The following is a 17,177-nucleotide window of genomic DNA, read 5'->3' on the forward strand; positions in this document are numbered from 1 at the left end:
TATCAGGCCATGCGCGCCATCACCTTCAACGGCGCCTACCAGTACGGCGAGGAGGCCGACAAGGGCACTCTGGAGGCGGGCAAGCTGGCCGACCTCGTGGTGCTCGACCGCAACCCGCTCGCCGTGGACCCGCGCGAGATCCGCGACATCAAGGTGCTCGCCACCATCAAGGAGGGCGAGACCCTCTACGAACGCGACGGCCAGTAGGCCCGCACGCTTCCGCCCGCCGGCCGGGTACGACTGGAGGGGAGGCCTTCGCGGCCTCCCCTTTTTTGATGCGCCGAACGCAGTGCGGGAACGGGCAGCGAACCGACCGAGCAATCGCGACGAATGCGCGGCGGTTCGACCGGGCGGATGCCGGAAATGCGAAGCGGTGCGGCCGCAGGGGCAGCGGGAAGGGGCGCAGGCACGGTCGCTCGGCCACCGAGCATGCGCGACGGCTCTCCTATTCGGGGAAACCGACGAAGAAGCCGTCGTCGCTCACAAGATCGGAGGTATCGGCATAGTCCTCCACGAGGCGCTTGAACCGCTGCGTGAGGGGCATGAGGTCGCCCCGATCGGCCTCGGCCACGACGAGCACCGCCGCCATGGTGCAGCCGACAGCCTCGTTGCGCGCCTCCTCTTCCAACTGGTAGATGCGAATGGCCGTGGAGGCGACGCCCGGGCCGCACCAGGCGAACACGAGGGTGCGATCCCGCACGAGGGAGAGCGTCCAGAAAAGCCACGAGAAGCGATCGAAGTCCATGGCGATGAGCCCATCGTCCGAAAGCGCGCGGTACAGGCCGCGAAGGAGGCTGTCGGGCGCGGACTGGCAGCGCAGGACCTGGCGCTCCCACGGAGCGCGCACCTCCCGGCCCCGGTGCCACAGGGGCACCGAGGCGATGATGTGATCGATGTCGCTGCGGCTCACGGCCGGCGAGATGGTCACGCTGGGGAAGTCCACATCCAAAGGCTCGAAGGCCACGAGGAAGTCGAAGCGGTCGTGCAGGCGGCAGGCGGGCGCCGCGGTTGCGGCGAGCACCTCGTTTTCCGTCAGCACATCTGTCACCGACAGGCGCGAGGAGAGCTTCTCTATGCGGTGCGCGCCCCACAGGGCCAGATCGATGCCGCAGTTCACCACCAGCCCCACCCGATAGCAGCGCATGGCCCCGGTGGCCTCCAGGTAATCCAACAGCACGAGAACGAGCCGGGCGTAATCGGGGCTGAACAGGGCCGCCTCCACGAGCGAGGGCACCTCGCACAGCACCGAGGACAAAAGCAGCGCGCCATCCATGGCCTCGTACTTCACGGCGCTCTCGTTGGGGTTCGGGGCCAGAAGCTCGCAGGAGCGCCGGGCCAGGCCGCTCTCCAGCAGAATGGCCAGGGGCTTGCCCATGTCCTCGGGCAAGGGCGCGCCAAAGGCCCCCTCCAGCGCAGCCGCGATGTCATCCACGATGGCCCGGGCCCGCTCGCTCGGCTCGTAGGCCTCCATGGCCGCCAGGCTCCACTGCCAGGTGCAGCAGTTCGCCATGTCGCGCAGAAGCCCCATCTCCGCCTCGCTCACGGCGATGGAGAAGTGGCGCTCCAGGCGGCGGCGCAGGTAGGCGAAGAACTGGGTCGGTTCCCCGTCGTCGCGCCAATGGCGCAAGCCGCAGCCGAGCTTGATGCGCGTGACCATGATGCAGAGGTAGACGCTGAACTGCCACTGGGCGTTGCTGGAGAACTCGAAGCCCAGATCGCGCTCCATCTCGTCGATGCAGCGCTCGAGGAACTGCCGGTCGTAGGGGTCCATGGCGCCGAGCAGCGAGGGAATGATGCGGCGGCGCACGGCCTGGGCCGGGAAGGAGAACAGCATGGACATGACGAAGCCGCGGATGGTCCACTCCGGTCCCTCCACGGCGACGGTCCGCCCCGCCGACAGCCTCAGACCGCTCACGGTAAGCACCCCTTCCCACCAGTGCAGGTCGGCCTGGATCTGCTGCTTGTTGCGGAACAGGCGCCGGGCGAGGCTGTCGGCGCTATGGGGGCCGGGACAGCAGGTAAGGGCGATCATCTCCTGGCACAGGCGCTCGTAACGCGGGTGCATCTCGGCCTCGCTCTCGCCGAGGAGACGCACCAGCCGGTTCTCCTCGCCGACCGCGAGCGCGAGGCGCAACCCGGCGCCCCGCTGACGGCCGACCCGCGTGGCGAAGCCCTCGTGCTCGAGAAACGCGTTGAGCGCCTTCACATCGCTGCGCACCGTGCGGTCCGAGCAGCCGAGCTCGCGGCCGAAGTCGGCGGACGTCTTGTAGTCGCCGGCATCGAGCAGCGCCCGCAAAAGCGCTCCCTGCCTGCTGTTCATGGCCCCTCCTCTGCCCTATCGGTACCTGAGCGAATCGCTCACAGAACCAGTGTAGCCCCGCCGGCGGCGCCGAGGGCGACGATACCGTGGCAAGATGGCAACAGTTGGAAGAGATTCCCCGGGACACGGCCGCCCGCACCGTCCCTTGGAGGAAAATCTCTGAGTGAAACGGGCAAGATATTGGGTTTCGCAACTCGCGAGTCCGCAACCGGTTGAGAGGTTCACTATGGCGACTATGGCTCTCGCCGCTGATCGCAGCGACCAGCGGCCCGCAACGATCCCGCAGGCAAGCTACGGGCCCTTGGCCGTGTTGGCCCTGGCCCAGATCGGCACCTCCAGCGACAGCGCGGCCATGAACCTGGCCACGGCGAGCCTCGTGGGGTCGCTCGGGGCCACCCTCGACGACATCCAGGTGGCCACGGCCCTGTTCTCGCTCATTGCCGGCGCCTTCATGATCGCCGGCGGCCTCATCGGCGTCACCATCGGGCTGCGCCGGGGGCTGGCCGCAGGGCTTTCCATGGCGCTCGTCGGCGAGCTCATCGCCACGCTGTCTCCCAACATCGCCGTGTTCACCTGGGGCGGCCGCGTCGTCATGGCGCTCGGCGCATGCCTGGTGACCCCGGCTGTGCTGGGCCTGGTGGCCGCGCTGTACCAGGGACGCCAACGGGCCATCGCCTTCGGCACCATCGCCGGAGCGGCGGCGCTTTCCACCCTGTCGCCTTTGGCCTTGGGCGCGGTCATGGACCAAGCCGGCTTCCGCCTCACCTTCGCCATCATGGCCGCCTACTTCGCCATCGTGCTGTGCTGCACGCGTCTCGTGCCGGCCACCCCGCCGGCCGGCAGGCACGCCCGCTTCGACGTGGCCGGTACTGCCGTGGCCGCGCTCGGCCTGGGGCTCGCGCTGCTCGGCGTGTCGCACCTGTCGGACTGGGGCATCCTCGCCCCGCAGAAAATGTGCCCCTTCACCGTGTTCGGCATGGCCCCCACCCTGCCGGCCATCGTAGCGGGGCTTCTGCTGCTCGGTCTGCTCGTGCCCACCGAGCGCCGGGCCGAGCGCCGGGGCAACCCGCTCATTCCCACGGTCTTCGTCACCTCGAAGGGGGTGCGCGCCGGCCTGGCCGCGGTGTTCGTGCCGTTCTTCTACATGGGCGCCGTGGGCATCTTGGCCACGCCCTACCTGCAGCTCGTCACCGGATTCACGGCCCTGCAGACGGGTCTCCTGTCGCTGCTCTCGGGCATTCCGATGTTCCTTCTGGCCACCTTCCTGCCCAAGCTGGCACCGCACCTCTCCTCGCGGCTCATCATCCGCGCCGGGTTCGTCGCCCTCGCCTGCGCCTGCGGCCTCATGGCCCTCGGCGTGCAGCAGCACGGGGTGACGCTACCGCTGTTCTTGGGCATGGCGCTCGGCGGCTTCGGCGTAGGCGCCGTGAACTCCCAGGCCAACAACGCCGTGGCCTGTTCGGTGAGCCGCAAGGAGGCCGAGCAGTCCGGCGGCATCCAGGGGGCGGCCCGCTCCATCGGCCTGGCCCTCGGCACCGCGCTCGCGGGCACGTGCCTTCTGCTCACCATGGCCGGCGGCTTCACCGCCCTCGCCGTCGAGGGCGGCGTGCAGCACGACCTCATGGCCGCAGCCACCGACCGGGCCTCCACCCTCATGGCCGACGATGCCTTCGACGAGCTCACCGCCCAGTGGGGCGCGAGCGAGGACCAGGCCGCCAAGCTCGTGGAGGCGAAGTCGGCCGCGCAATCCAATGCCATGCGCCTTACCTTCGGCGCCCTCGGCTGCGTGGTGCTCCTCAGTTTGCTGACCACGCGCAACCTCGTGGAGACCGCCGTTCCCAAGAGCCCCGGAAAGACCCTGGTAGCCGAGCGGGCCGAGAGCACTACCCGCTCCTAGCCCCGCAGAAGAGAAGGAGCCGCACGCTCTGCCAAAGCCGTGAGCGCCGCGACACGCGCCCCCATGCCTCGGCACGCAAAAAGGGAACCCGCCGAGGCGGGCTCCCTTGGGCTTGGGCTATATGTCGTCGGCGGGGCTAGGCCAGCTCGTCGGCGGAGTAGGCGTCCCGGCCGAGGCGCACTTCCTTGCCCTCCTTGATGAGCTGGCGGTACTCGGCGGTCGCCGTGAACACCACGTCGGAAGAGGAGTTCAGACCGGTCTCGCAGGAATCCTGGATGACGCCGATGATGAAGCCGATGCCCACCACCTGCATGGCGATGTCGTTGGTGATGCCGAACAGGGCGCAACACATGGGGATGAGCAGCAGCGAGCCGCCGGCCACACCGGAGGCGCCGCAGGCGGACACGGCGGCCAGCACGCAGAGGATGAGCGCAGTCACCGGATCGACGGCCAGGTTGATGGTCTGGCAGGCGGCCATGGTCATCACCGTGATGGTGACGGCGGCGCCGGCCATGTTGATGGTGGCCCCCAACGGGATGGACACCGAGTAGTTGTCCTTGTTCAGGCCGAGCTTGCGGCACAGCTCCATGTTCACGGGGATGTTCGCCGCCGAGCTGCGGGTGAAAAACGCGGTGAGGCCCGAGTCCTTCAGGCAGCGCAGCACGAGCGGATAAGGGTTCTTGCGGGTGCACACCCACACGATGAGCGGATTGGTGACAAGCGCGATGACGAGCATGCAGGCCACAAGCACCAGGATGAGGTGGCCGTACTCGAAGAAGATATCGGTGCCGGAGGTGCTGACCGAGGCGTACACGAGGCCGAGGATGCCGAAGGGGGCCAGGTTGATGACCCAGCGCACGGCCTTGGACACGGCGTCGGAGATGGCGGTAAACACTTCCTTGGTGCGCTCGCCGGCAGCGCGCAGGGCGATGCCGAGAACCACGGCCCAGGCGAGGATGCCCACGTAGTTGGCGTTCATGAGCGCGTCGACCGGATTCGCCACGATGTTCATGAGCAGAGTGGTGAGCACTTCCCCGATGCCCTCGGGAGCGGCCTGCTCCACCATGGAAGAGGTGTCCAGGGTGAGGGCGGAGGGGAACAGCTCGCTGCCGATAAGGGCCACGATGGCGGCCACGAGCGTGCTTATCACGTAGAGAACGACGACGGTCTTCATGGTGCCGGCGCCCTCGGCGTTGCACAGGGCGCTGATGACCAGGAAGAACACGAGGACGGGTGCCACAGCTTTCAGAGCGCCCACGAACAGCGAGCCCAAAAGCGTGATGACGTCGGTCCAGGGCTGCACGTTAGGGACGAGCAGCGCCAGAACAATGCCGATAACGAGACCAACGAGAATGCGCTTGATGAGGCTGATCTCGTTGTATTTCCTGAATACTGCGGGGACTGCCAAGGTGATTCTCCTTTTTCTTTGCACGCGCCGTGCCCGACGCGTCCCGGCGGCCGGCTCGAAGGCCGGAGGGAAAGCATGGTGCGGGCGAAAGGACTTGAACCTTCACGGGGATTGCCCACCAGAACCTAAATCTGGCGCGTCTGCCAATTCCGCCACGCCCGCATTGCCGAATTCGCGGCGATGAGCTTCGTCGCGTCGCTCTATAATAGCAAAAGACCCGCCCTGACAAGGGGTCAACGGCCAATTACCGTATTTGGGATGCGCCTCTTCGGGGACGGGAATCCGCGCGGATCGCACGGAGCGGAGCAGCAGGGGAAAAGAAAGAACCCTCCGAGAGGAGGGTTCCGAACGTTCATGGCTCCCCGGGTAGGATTCGAACCTACAACCCTTCGGTTAACAGCCGAATGCTCTGCCGTTGAGCTACCGAGGAATGTCGGCGGGGCTTCTCGCCCTCAGCGCAAGATAGAATTATACCGAAGCGCCCCGGGTTTGCAAGAACTTTTTTGGTCGATGACGAAAATAGTTCTCACCAGCCGCCGGACGGCTCCGAGCGCCGGCCGGCTGTGCCCCGTGTCGGTCGGATGCAGCTTCAGGCATCGGCCCCCGCCTCCGCCGAGACAGCCCGCCGCACCAGGTAGCAATGGTGAATGCGCGGGTTGCGCTCGAAATCGTGCGGAATGGTGCTCGCCGTGATGTCCTCGATTTCCACGCCAGCGCGCACCAGCGCCTCGGTGTCGGGCTTGAAGGCGCGCAGGTTGCACGAGAACACTGCCAGGCCGTCTTTCGCCAGCAGCCGCGAGACGCCGATGAGCAGCTCGGCGTGATCGCGCTGCACATCCCACGTGCGCCGGCCCATGGCCTTGGAGTTCGAGAACGTGGGAGGATCAACGAAGATGAGATCCCACTGGCGCCGCTCGCGCCGGGCCTCCTGGATCCAGCGCACCGCATCGGCCCGCACGAGCTCGTGGCGCGGCCGACGGTTCGCGCCGCCCCTCCGGCCCGCCGCGCCGCGGCCATCCCGCTCCGCGGCAAGGACGGCGGGGAAACCGTTGGCCTCCATGTTGCGGGCCGCCCAGTCGAGATAGGTTTGGGAGAGATCCACCGTAGTCGTGGACGATGCGCCGCCGGCCGCCGCATGCAGGGTGGCAACCCCCGTGTAGGCGAACAGGTTCAAGAAGCGCTTGCCCGCGGCCATCTTCCCCACCATCTCGCGGGTCGTGCGATGGTCGAGGAAGATGCCGGTATCCAGGTAGCCGCCCAAGTCGATCTCGCAGATGAGGCCGTCCTCGCTCGTGTGGGTCACGTAACTGCGGCCGCCGGCATCGCGGTACTGGCCGCCCCCGCGCGCCCGCACGCGGGCTTTGGAGAACACGTGGTCGGGCCGGATGCCGAGCACGGCGGGCACCACGGCGAGCACGTCCTCGAAGCGGGCGCGGGCCAGAGCCTCGTCTACCGACTTGGGCGCGGCGTACTCGGCCACATGGGCGTAGAGGATGCCCTCGGACTCGGCCGCGCCCTCGTACAGATCGATGGCGCAGGCGTACTCGGGCAGATCGCCGTCGTAGAGGCGGTAGCAGGCCACGCCCTCCCGGGCGGCCCACTTGCGTCGCTCCCGGGCCACCTTGCGCAGACGAGCGGCGAACTGGGCGACCCCGGCGTCGTTCACCTCCACGGAAAGCTCGGTGCCGCCGGCGGGGTTGGGCACGAGTATAACGGCCGGCTCTCGCGGCGGCACGGCGAAGATCTCGACGACGGCCTCGGTGCGACCGACCCCAAGGGCAAACCGCTTTTCCGGCGCCGCCCCGAATCGGGACGCGAACGCACCGGAGCCCGCGAAGCCGAAGCGCGATCCGGCCGGCGCCCGCCGCGCTGCGGCAACGCAGGCGGCCTGCTCGGCCACGGCGCGAGCATCGTCGTCCCGGGAGGGCGGGGCGGCGTTCGCGACAACGAGGGCCGCGCCCTCCCCGGCAGCCCGAGCCACAACGGCGCCCAGGCGCCGCTCCACCGCGGCGGCATCCCCAGAGGCCGCCTCCACGCTGGCCACGGCCCGAAGCCCGGCGGCCCGCAGGTGCTGGCGGGCGCGCGCGATGGCCGGCGACGACTCCGAGAGCCCCACGACGGCCACGCTTTCCTGGTCGGGCGCATCCGAGGCCGCATACGCGGCCCGCTCGGCGCCGAGCACGCGCTCAAGGCCCGCCTCCAACCGGTTATCGGCCTCGGCGAGCATGTCGTCCCAGGCCTCGGCATCGGTGCGGGCCCAGCCGGAGAAGCCCCAACGATCGCGCACGAGACCCGGCGCCTGATCCACGAGCATGGCCGCCGCCTCGCACACGAGGATGCCGTCGTCGGCCGCCGGATCGAGCAGCCCCCAGCCCTTCTCGAGCAGCGCGGCTGCGTCGAGCGCCGCGAGCAGCGCGGCGGCCTGGGCCACGGCCACGGGAGCCTCGGCCCCATCGCTCGCATCCAGATAGCTGCGCCGCGAGAGCGAGCGGCCCGACAGATCCAGCGACACCGTCGCCCGGGCCCCTTTCAGGCGCACCTCGATGAGCGCGTCGGGACGGCCCGCGTCCACATCGGGACGGCTCCCCCGCGCCTCCACCAGCCGGTCGCACAGAGCGTCTTTCACCTTCAAGGCCGTGAACTGCGTGTTGCGCAGCTCGTCATTGGTGCCGTGGGCCCGTACGGCGATGCTCGCCCCGACCGCGATCTCATCCTCCCAGGCAAGGTCTCGCACTCCGCTGTACAGGGCCTCGCCATCGCGGGCGTCCACGCGGCCCACGACGACGTTGACGCGCCCCGCCAACCGCGACCACAGGCACACGCGCAGGCCCACAGCCGGCTTTCCGTAGAAAGCCGCTCCACCGGCCAGGGGCCGAACCTTGCGCACGCCAAGGCCTCGCAGCTCGTCGGCAAGAAGCCCCTCCACCCCCGGAGGGCACGTTGCGAAGAACTCGCAGTCCTCGAACCTCGTATCGCGACTCTCGCCCATGGTTTCAACCGCCTTACTCTCAAATTCGATGTCGATTTCGGCTGAAACGCAGCCTAGAAACGAAAGTGCCCGCAACCGAGAGGCTGCGGGCACCCGGATACGCTAGTCCTCCAGGTAGTCCTTCAGCTTGCTGGACCGGGAGGGATGCCTCAGCTTCGCCAGGGTCTTGCTCTCGATCTGGCGGATGCGCTCGCGGGTGACGCCGAACTCGCGGCCCACCTCCTCCAGGGTGCGCGGGTGGCCGTCCTCCAGGCCGAAGCGCAGGCTGATGACCTTGCGCTCGCGCTCGGCCAGGCCCTCAAGCACCTTGGCCAGCTGCTCCTGCAACATGGAGAAGCTGGCGGCATCGGGGGGCACCACGGCGGCGTCGTCCTCGATGAAGTCGCCGAGCTGGGAGTCCTCCTCCTCGCCGATGGGGGTCTCCAGGCTCACCGGCTCCTGGGAGATCTTCTGGATCTCGCGCACGCGCTCGGCGGTGAGCCCCATCTCCTCGCCGATCTCCTCGGGGGTTGGCTCGCGGCCGAGCTCCTGCAATAGCTGGCGCTGGATGCGCACGAGCTTGTTGATGGTCTCCACCATGTGCACGGGAATGCGGATGGTGCGGGCCTGGTCGGCGATGGCGCGGGTGATGGCCTGGCGGATCCACCAGGTGGCGTAGGTGGAGAACTTGAAGCCCTTGGTGTAGTCGAACTTCTCCACGGCGCGGATGAGGCCCAGGTTGCCCTCCTGGATGAGGTCCAAAAACAGCATGCCGCGGCCCACGTAGCGCTTGGCGATGGACACCACGAGGCGCAGGTTGGCCTCGATGAGCTGCTGCTTGGCGTCCAGGCCCACCTGCTCGATGCGCGAGAGGCGGCGCTTCTCGCGGCGCTCCAGCTCGATACCGTCGGCCTCGGCCTTCTCCAGCTCCTCGGTGGCGGCCACGCCAGCCTCGATCTTCATGGCGAGATCGATCTCCTCGGCGGCGGTGAGCAGCGGCACCTTGCCGATTTCCTTCAGGTACATGCGCACCGGATCGCCCGTGAGCATGGTCACGCCGGCATCGGGATTGCGCTTGGCGCGCACGCGGGCACGGGCGCGGGTGCGGGGCGTCACCTTGGGCAGAGCCGCCGCCTCCACCGTGGCCTTCAGCTCGTCCTCGGGAATGCCGTCCAGCAGATCTTCCTCGGAATCGATGCCGGCCTCGATCTTGTCCTCGGTCAGGTTGTCCGCCGAGGAATCGCCCGCCGCGCTCGCCGGCGGCTCGGCGTTGTCCATGTCGTCGTCATCGATCTCGTCGATCTCCTCGACGTCTTCGGCCACGATGACCTCTTCGATGTCTTTCTCAGGATTCTTGGCAGCATCAGCCACGGAAAAGTCCTTTCTCTGGTGCCTGCGCCCGATTTTGGGCATGAAAATGCAATTCTGGCGCAGAGATACAGCAGAGAAGAATACTACAACCGCCAGCCGCCTTCAAGGGAAAAGCTCCCACAAGTTGCAATATTACAGCGGAGGGCATTTTCCACGGAATCGCCACGCATCATCGAAGATCGGCCAGCTTGTAGCCTACGCGCCAGACCGTTACCAAGTAGCGGGGCTTGGAGGGGTCGTCCTCGATCTTCTCCCGTATTTTGCGCACCATGACGGTGATGGAGTTCGGATCGGCCGCCTCCTTGCTCCCCCAGAGCGCCTCCAGGATCTGGTCGCGCGTGAAGACAGAGCCCGCATCGGAGGCGAGCACCTCCAAAAGCTCGATCTCGCGGGACGACAGCGCCACCGGCTCGCCGCCGAGTCGCACGTCGTACTTGCCGAAGTGGATCTCCAAATCGCCCGTGCGGAACAGCTCGGCGCGATGGTCCGGCATCGCGCCCTCCCGCTCGCGCTGGCGGCGGCGCAGATGGGCGTTCAGGCGCAGCAGCAGCTCCTCGGGCTGGAAGGGCTTCACCAGGTAGTCGTCGGCCCCGGCCTTGAAGCCGATGGACTTATCGACGATGTCGCCTTTGGCCGTGAGGAACATGACGGGCACCTTGCGGCCTTCCGCACGGATGATCTCGCAGATCTCGAAGCCGTTGATGTCGGGCAGCATGACGTCCAGAATGAGGAAGTCGGGACGCTCGGCGCGCAGCATCTCAAGCCCCTCGGCGCCGCTTCCGGCGTAGCAGAAGTCGTAGCCGCCGCGGCGGGCGATCTGATCGATGAGCACCTGCATCGACGCATCGTCGTCGATGAGCATCACCTTAGTCATGGACATCCTCCTCTTCCAAGGGCAGCACGACGGAAAACCGCGAGCCGCGACCCGGCTCGCTTTCCACCGACACCGCGCCTCCCATCATCGCCACCAGGTCTTTCACCAGGGAAAGCCCCAAGCCGCTGCCGCCGTAGCGGCGCACCGTCGACATGTTCTCCTGACGGAAGCGCTCGAAGATGAGCTCTTGGGCCTCGGCGGGAATGCCGATGCCCGTGTCAGCCACCTCGAGCACCACCGCGCGGCCCCCGCCCGACGCAGCGGTTCGCCCCTCGCCGGATGCTACCGCACGACCCTTGCCGGGTGCGGCGGCCATCCCGGCCGGACAGGCCGCCTCGGCGCGCACGCGCACTGTAACCGTGCCGCCGGGCCCGGTGAACTTCACGGCGTTGCTCGTCAGGTTCGCGAGCACGCGGCGCAGCTTCTCCCAATCGCCCATGATAAGCGGCACATCCGGATCGACGCGCGTGGAGAAGGCAACGTCCTTCTTGCGCGCCACCGGCTCCATGGCCGATTCCACCATACCCACCAAATCGCTCAGATCGACCAGTTCCACATTCAGCGTCTCCGAGCCGGCCTGAATGCGCGCGCATTCCAGCACGTTGTCCACCATCTCCAGGAGAATGGCCCCGTTCTTGTCAATCTCCTCCAGCTGACGGGCGGCCTCGACATTGTCCGGATCGATGGAGGCGGCCAAAAGGTCGGCGAAAGCGAGGATGGACGTGAGCGGCGTGCGCAGCTCGTGGCTGACGATGGCGAGGAAGTCGGACTTGTATTGGTTGTCGCGGGCGAGCCGCTCGTTGATCTCCTCCATGCGCCGCCGCTGGCGCTCCAGCTCGGCATTGGCGCGGGAGAGCTGGTCGGTCCGCTCGGCCACCTGGGATTCCAGGCTGCCGTAGAGCTCTTCCAGGCGCCGGGCCATGGAATGGTACTGCTCGATGAGCCCGTCCACCTCCCGCGAGGAGTACAGCACCCCCCGGTCGGCGCGGGCAAGCGCGCCCTCGCCGGGAAGGCCGGAGAGGGTCGGCGGGCAACCCGCAGCCGCCGCGGCGCCCGCATCGCCCCCGGCCACGCGCGAGAACGAGGAGCGCAGGGCGGTCAGCGGCTCGGTGATGAGCCGGCTGATGACGATGTAGATGATGAGCGCCATGGACGCCACCACGGCCAGGAAGAACAGCATGTTCGCCACCACCGCGTCGCGCATGTTGGACAGCGCCGTATCGGCGGGCACCACCACCGACACGGCCCCGGCCACATCCCCCGCCTTCCAGCCTTCCTTGGGATACCCCGTGGCGTCGATCTCGCCGGCCGGCTCGCCGTGGCACTCGATGCAGTCCTCGGAAACGTCCATGGCGCGCACGTAGCGAAAGACCTGCTGGTCCTCCTCGGTCTCGAAGCCCCAGGCTTCGTCGGGGCCGCCCTCGGCCAGAAAGCCCTCGATAGCGGCCGCCTCGTAGGCGTCGGGCGTGTTGTAGATATTGCGGGGGTTCAGGTTGGTGAAGCGGATGGAGTAGTCGGACTTCTCCGAGAACAGGGCCGCCACGGACTTGCCGGCGATGGCGCAGTGCAGCCCCTTGTAGTCGTAGTCGCCGGCGGCAGTGTAGTTGATGACGCTCTGGTTAAGCGAGATGAAGTCCCATACCGCATCCATCTCGGTGACGAGCACGCGCGACTTCTCGAGAAGGTCGGTCTCGGCCCGGCGAGCCTGGTCGTCGTAGGTGAACACGAGGAACACCGCCGAGATGACCACGAGCACAGCGGTCAGAAGGCCGATGAGCTTCGTCCTCAATCCGATGGCGCTCTGTTCTCCCCCGCGACGCATCACGCTGTCCGAGCCTTCTGCGGCCCTGCTCCCCTCTCCGTTCTCGCAGTTCCCCACCGCTGCCTCCCATGCAGGTACGGCTGGTAGGATGTTATACCCTACCAGCCGCAATAATACCAGTCTTTACGACGACGGGTCGCGCCCTTAGGCCTCGTGGCCCACTTCCTGCGGGTTGCGCAGCGTGCCGCCCTTGTCCGCGTCGCGATGCAGCGCGAACACCACGGCCGGGCCGGTCTCATCGGTCAGCTCGCCAATGGCCGCCGCCCCCTCCGGGTGCGCCTCGCGCAAGCTGGCGATGGGGCCGAATTCCAGGGCGCGCACCGGGCAGGCCTTGGCGCAGGTGGGATCCGGGGTGCCCTCGGGGTTCTCGTCGGAGCAGAGCACGCACTTGTGGGAAAGCCCGTCGTCCAGCTGCACGGGGTGCCCGTAGGGGCAGCTCTTCTCGCAGGTCATGCAGCCGATGCACTTCTCCTTATCGTTGTTCACGATGCCCGTTTCCGGATCCTTCTGCATGGCGCCGGTGGGGCAGTTGGCCACGCAGGCCGGGCTCTCGCAGTGGCCGCAGGTCATGGAGGCGTAGTAGGTGAAGGCCGTGGCGGTAAACGCGCCGGCCTCGTCGGCGGTCCACTCGCCGCCGCCGAACTCGTACACCTTGCGGAACTTGGCCGGCACTTCCAAATCGTTGCGATCGAAGCACGAGGTCATGCAGGCCTTGCAGCCGGTGCAGATGTCGGTGTTGACGAAAAATCCGTACTGTTCCATGGTAATCTCCCCCTTCTTAGGCCTTCTCGATCTTGCACAGGTTGGAATGCACGCCGTTGCCCTTGGAGATGGGCGTGGGGCGCGAGGACGTGAGCACCGAGATGCAGCCGCCCCGGTCGAGCACGCCGCGGTCGCCGATGGTGGCCCCGTCGCGGGTCTCCGGGTCGTACCAGGCGCCCTGGGGCACGCTGACCACGCCGGGCATGATGCGGTTGGTGACCTTTGCAGTCATCTGGGAGCGGCCGCGCTCCGTGGACACGATGACGGTATCGTCCTGGGCGATGCCGAGGGTCGCCGCGTCGCCGTCGTTGATCCAGCACTGCTGGGGCGCCACCGAGCTCATCCAGGGCACATTGCCGTAGGAGGAGTGGGTGCGCGTCTTGGTGTGGTGGCCGATGAGCTGGAAGGGGTACTCCTGCCGCAGCGGGTCGCCGAAGCCCTCGAAGTGGTCATACCAGATGGGCAGGGCCGTGATCTGGTCGCGGCCGTCGTCGGGGATGACGCCGCCGCCGGTGAGGTCCCACTGCTTCGACAGGTTGTAGGCCTGCTTGGAGAACACCTCGTACTTGCCGGAGGGGGTGGCCAGCGCCTCGGGCAGGGGTGCCACGGCCGGCTCGTGGTCGTCGGTCTGCTTGAACAGGCCGCCGGCGCGGAACTCCTCGAAGGTGGCGGGCAGGTCGTCGCCGGCCTCCTTGCCCTGCTCGTAGCACCACTCGATCCAGTCGAGCTGGCTCTTGCCCTCGGTGAACTCGTCCTTGAGCCCCAGCTTGTCGGCGATGAGCGTGCAGATCTCGTAGACGGGCTTGGCCTCGAACAGCGGCTCGATGGCCTTGCTCTCGCAGCAGATGAAGCCGGTCCAGGCGGTACCGCCGGTGGTGAGGTCGTCCTCCTCGAAGGGGGTGGTGCCGGGCAGGATGATGTCGGAGGCCATGGCCGTCGGCGTCATCCAGGGATCCACGGTCACGATCATGCGCACGCCGGAGTCCTTCTCGTCGGGCAGGTTGTAGATGCGCAGGGAGTCGTTGATGTCGGCGTGCTGGCCCATCATGACGTTGGAGCCGTAGTTCCAGATGAACTTGATGGGGGCCTTCAGGGCGATGGTGCCGGGCTCCTCGGCATAGGAGGTCGCACCGGTCTCGTCGATATGGCGGATGCCCCAGGTGGCGTCGTTCATGACCGTGTAGTCCTCGATGGCCTGGTACCAATCGAAGAAGGACACGCACACATCCACGGTGTTCTTCTCGGGGAAGCACGGGATGGCCGTCGGAGTGGCGTAGGGCACGCCGCCCACACCCTCGCGGGCGCCGGTGCCGCCGCCGGAGATGCCCACGTTGCCGGTGATGGCGGCGATCATGGCGATGGCGCGGGAGCTGTTGCCGCCGTTGGAGTGGCGCTGCGGGCCCCAGCCCTGGATGGTGGCCGTGGGGCCGTCCGCGTACAGGTCGGCCAGCTCGCGGATGACGGCAGCCGGAATGCCGGTGATGGCGGCGGCCCACTCGGGGGTCTTCTCGCCGGTGCCCTTGTAGGCGCCGGTGCCGGCCAGGTAGGCCTCGTAGGACATGTCGCCCTTCACCTTCAGCTTGCCCGACGCATCCAGGCCCATGAACGCGGTGCTCGTGGGCTCGGCGGCCGACACGTCCTCGGCGAAGCTGTCGGAGAAGAAGCCGACGAACTTGCTGCGGAGGAAATCCTCGTCCAGCTTGCCCTCGGCAAAGAGGTACTGGATCATGCCGGCGACGAGGGCCGCATCGGTGCCGGGACGGATGGGGATCCAACGGTTCGCCACACCCACGGCGGTGTCGGACAGGTGCGGGTCCACCACCACGATGGTGGCCTCGGGGTTGTCCTGGCGCACCCGGGTGAGCAGGTACTGCATGGCCGAGCCGGACATGCGCGTGTTGGCCGGGTTGTTGCCGAACAGCACGATGTTCTTGGAGTTCACCAGGTCGGTCACCTCGTTGTTGGACCAGGCGTCGCCGTTGAACAGCGGCATCTCCCAGGTGATCTGGCCGGTGGAGTAGTCGGCGTACTGGCGCAGGTAGCCGCCCCACAGGTTCATGAGACGGGCGAACATGGTGGAGTCGGGATGCCACGACTTCGACACGGTGCCGCCGAGCACGCCGGTGCCGTACTGGATGTAGAAGGCGTCGTTGCCGTACTCCTCCTTGATCTCCTTCATGGTGGTGGCGATAAGCTCGATGGCCTCGTCCCAGGAGATCTCCTCGTACTTGCCCTCGCCGCGCTTGGTGCCCTCCACGCGCTTAAGCGGCTTCTGGATGCGGTCGGGGCTGTAGATGCGCTGGCGGTTGGTGCGGCCACGCACGCAGGAGCGCATCTGGTAGATCTTGCCGGGGCCGAACTCGTCGTCGCCGTCGGCATCGATGTCGATGCGCACGACCTGGCCGTCCTTCACGTAGGTCTTCAGCGGGCAGCGGCTGCCGCAGTTCACATGGCACGCCGACCAGGTGACCGTATCGTAGTCGAGCGGCTCGCCACCCGTGACGGGCAGGCTCTCCTCCTCGGGCGCGTCGGTCTGCGCGGTCGGAGCGCACCCGGTCAGCGCCACGCCGACTCCAGTAACGCCCGCCAGGCCGAGAAACGAACGGCGGCTGAGGGCCCCGAACGTCTGCGCAGTCTTCTCCATAGACTCCCCTTTCCTCGTCGTCTCGAGGATCCCGGGCAGGATCCTCCCTCGTTGGGGCAGTCTACGCGCATCGTCGTGGAACCTCCATGGGTATTTGGTTCATTTTTCCTTGGGAAATTCTTATCGAAATATTGCGCCCCAGGTGAGAGGGTTGCCTTTCCGTCGGCAGACGGCAGCGCGAGAGACGGCCGTGCGAGGGCACGAGGCGGGCGAAAGCGGCGCCCCAGCTATTACCCTTACGCCCCCCTCCCGTATTGCGCCCGCTGACGCCCCTCTCCCCGCAATGCGCCCGGCACATGCGAGCGCAGGCGCAAATCCATTCGCTGACCCGCAAGGTCATGGCCTTGGCGGCCCGTTGCTGCTATGATGGCAGTGGAGCCGCCCGCGCTGCCGTCGCGGCGGCCCCGAGAGAGAACGGCAGAACGATCACAAGGAGGAAACCATGCAGACCCCCCCCCCAGAGACGTAGGGAGCGCAGCGCTCGCTAAGCTTCCCCGGACCCTCGCGAGCATCGGACTCGCGGCCCTTCTGAGCATCGCGCTCGTACCCGCAGCCGCCCTCGCGGGCGCCCAGCAAGCCTGGGCCGAAGAGACGGATGCGTCCAATGCGACCACGAACTCCGTCAGTACGCTCAATGGCACCCTCGGTGCGCTCGGCACTGCTCTTTCTTCCGAAAATGTTGCCGACGCTCCCGCTCAAGCGTCAGGCGAAAATGCGTTTCGCAAAAACGCCTCCGCCCTCGAGACGATTACGCCCGACACATTTGCCGCAGAGCAGCTGAAGAGCAAGGCAACAGCTCGCAGCAGTTTTCCCACCATCCAACTTGTGGACGGAAGAAGCATTACGTATAACATTGATCGCATTTACGATCAGATGATCAACTTCAACTTCTCCCTCTCCGATACCTCTTTCGTCGAGTTCAATCTCAACTCGTTCGACAAAGGCAGCATGTATTATAGAGTCGGAGCCTTCGCCCTCTACGATAGCAATGAGAACCTCCTTGATGGGATCTATGTCGATCATAACGACACCCTGACGGCGGGGTGGATTCTACCTGCCGGTTCGTATAACCTCAAATATATAAGCGGTGATGCTGGCTATAAGCAAACCG

The 17,177-nt window shown here is 67.0% G+C and carries 11 protein-coding genes and 2 tRNA genes; 2 read left to right on the top strand and 11 right to left on the bottom strand.

Annotation, left to right across the window (positions count from 1 at the left end; translation table 11 throughout):
- A partial coding sequence (locus C811_RS07575; RefSeq protein WP_016308951.1) for an amidohydrolase family protein occupies positions 1-207 on the top strand: 207 nt, incomplete at its 5' end.
- Between the two features lie 238 nt (positions 208-445).
- Here the strand turns inward: C811_RS07575 and C811_RS07580 are convergent.
- Positions 446-2,320: a BglG family transcription antiterminator gene (locus C811_RS07580; protein ID WP_016308952.1), complete on the bottom strand. Its 1,875-nt coding sequence runs from the start codon at positions 2,318-2,320 to the stop codon at positions 446-448.
- A 226-nt stretch (positions 2,321-2,546) separates the two neighbouring features.
- On the opposite strand from C811_RS07580, the gene C811_RS07585 reads away from it, so the two are divergent.
- Positions 2,547-4,217 (top strand): MFS transporter, encoded by a 1,671-nt coding sequence (locus C811_RS07585; RefSeq protein ID WP_016308953.1) that lies wholly within the window; start codon positions 2,547-2,549, stop codon positions 4,215-4,217.
- 136 nt (positions 4,218-4,353) lie between these two features.
- Here C811_RS07585 and sstT read toward each other — a convergent pair whose 3' ends face one another.
- The 10 genes from sstT to C811_RS16850 all read right to left on the bottom strand — a co-directional run bounded on the left by sstT (position 4,354) and on the right by C811_RS16850 (position 17,089).
- Positions 4,354-5,625, bottom strand: a complete 1,272-nt coding sequence (sstT, locus tag C811_RS07590; RefSeq protein ID WP_016308954.1) for a serine/threonine transporter SstT — start codon at positions 5,623-5,625, stop codon at positions 4,354-4,356.
- Between the two features lie 76 nt (positions 5,626-5,701).
- A tRNA-Leu gene (locus tag C811_RS07595) sits at positions 5,702-5,787 on the bottom strand.
- A 193-nt stretch (positions 5,788-5,980) separates the two neighbouring features.
- Positions 5,981-6,055, bottom strand: a tRNA-Asn gene (locus tag C811_RS07600).
- 159 nt (positions 6,056-6,214) lie between these two features.
- On the bottom strand, positions 6,215-8,614 hold the full coding sequence (gene rlmKL / locus C811_RS07605; RefSeq protein ID WP_016308955.1) for a bifunctional 23S rRNA (guanine(2069)-N(7))-methyltransferase RlmK/23S rRNA (guanine(2445)-N(2))-methyltransferase RlmL: 2,400 nt from the start codon (positions 8,612-8,614) through the stop codon (positions 6,215-6,217).
- Positions 8,615-8,716: 102 nt separating this feature from the next.
- Complete coding sequence (rpoD, locus tag C811_RS07610) at positions 8,717-9,871, bottom strand: RNA polymerase sigma factor RpoD (protein WP_237564028.1); 1,155 nt, start codon at positions 9,869-9,871, stop codon at positions 8,717-8,719.
- 262 nt (positions 9,872-10,133) lie between these two features.
- Positions 10,134-10,838, bottom strand: a complete 705-nt coding sequence (locus tag C811_RS07615; protein ID WP_016308957.1) for a response regulator transcription factor — start codon at positions 10,836-10,838, stop codon at positions 10,134-10,136.
- Positions 10,831-12,717, bottom strand: a complete 1,887-nt coding sequence (locus C811_RS07620; RefSeq protein WP_016308958.1) for an ATP-binding protein — start codon at positions 12,715-12,717, stop codon at positions 10,831-10,833. The genes C811_RS07615 and C811_RS07620 overlap by 8 nt, the downstream gene beginning before the upstream one ends.
- 87 nt (positions 12,718-12,804) lie before the next feature.
- Positions 12,805-13,422: a 4Fe-4S dicluster domain-containing protein gene (locus tag C811_RS07625; RefSeq protein ID WP_016308959.1), complete on the bottom strand. Its 618-nt coding sequence runs from the start codon at positions 13,420-13,422 to the stop codon at positions 12,805-12,807.
- 16 nt (positions 13,423-13,438) lie between these two features.
- Complete coding sequence (locus C811_RS07630; protein WP_016308960.1) at positions 13,439-16,066, bottom strand: DMSO/selenate family reductase complex A subunit; 2,628 nt, start codon at positions 16,064-16,066, stop codon at positions 13,439-13,441.
- A 702-nt stretch (positions 16,067-16,768) separates the two neighbouring features.
- Positions 16,769-17,089, bottom strand: a complete 321-nt coding sequence (locus C811_RS16850) for a hypothetical protein (RefSeq protein ID WP_198010021.1) — start codon at positions 17,087-17,089, stop codon at positions 16,769-16,771.
- Positions 17,090-17,177: the final 88 nt, after the last annotated feature.

Origin of the sequence: Adlercreutzia caecimuris B7, from assembly GCF_000403355.2 — a bacterium.
GTDB classification, from domain to species: domain Bacteria; phylum Actinomycetota; class Coriobacteriia; order Coriobacteriales; family Eggerthellaceae; genus Adlercreutzia; species Adlercreutzia caecimuris.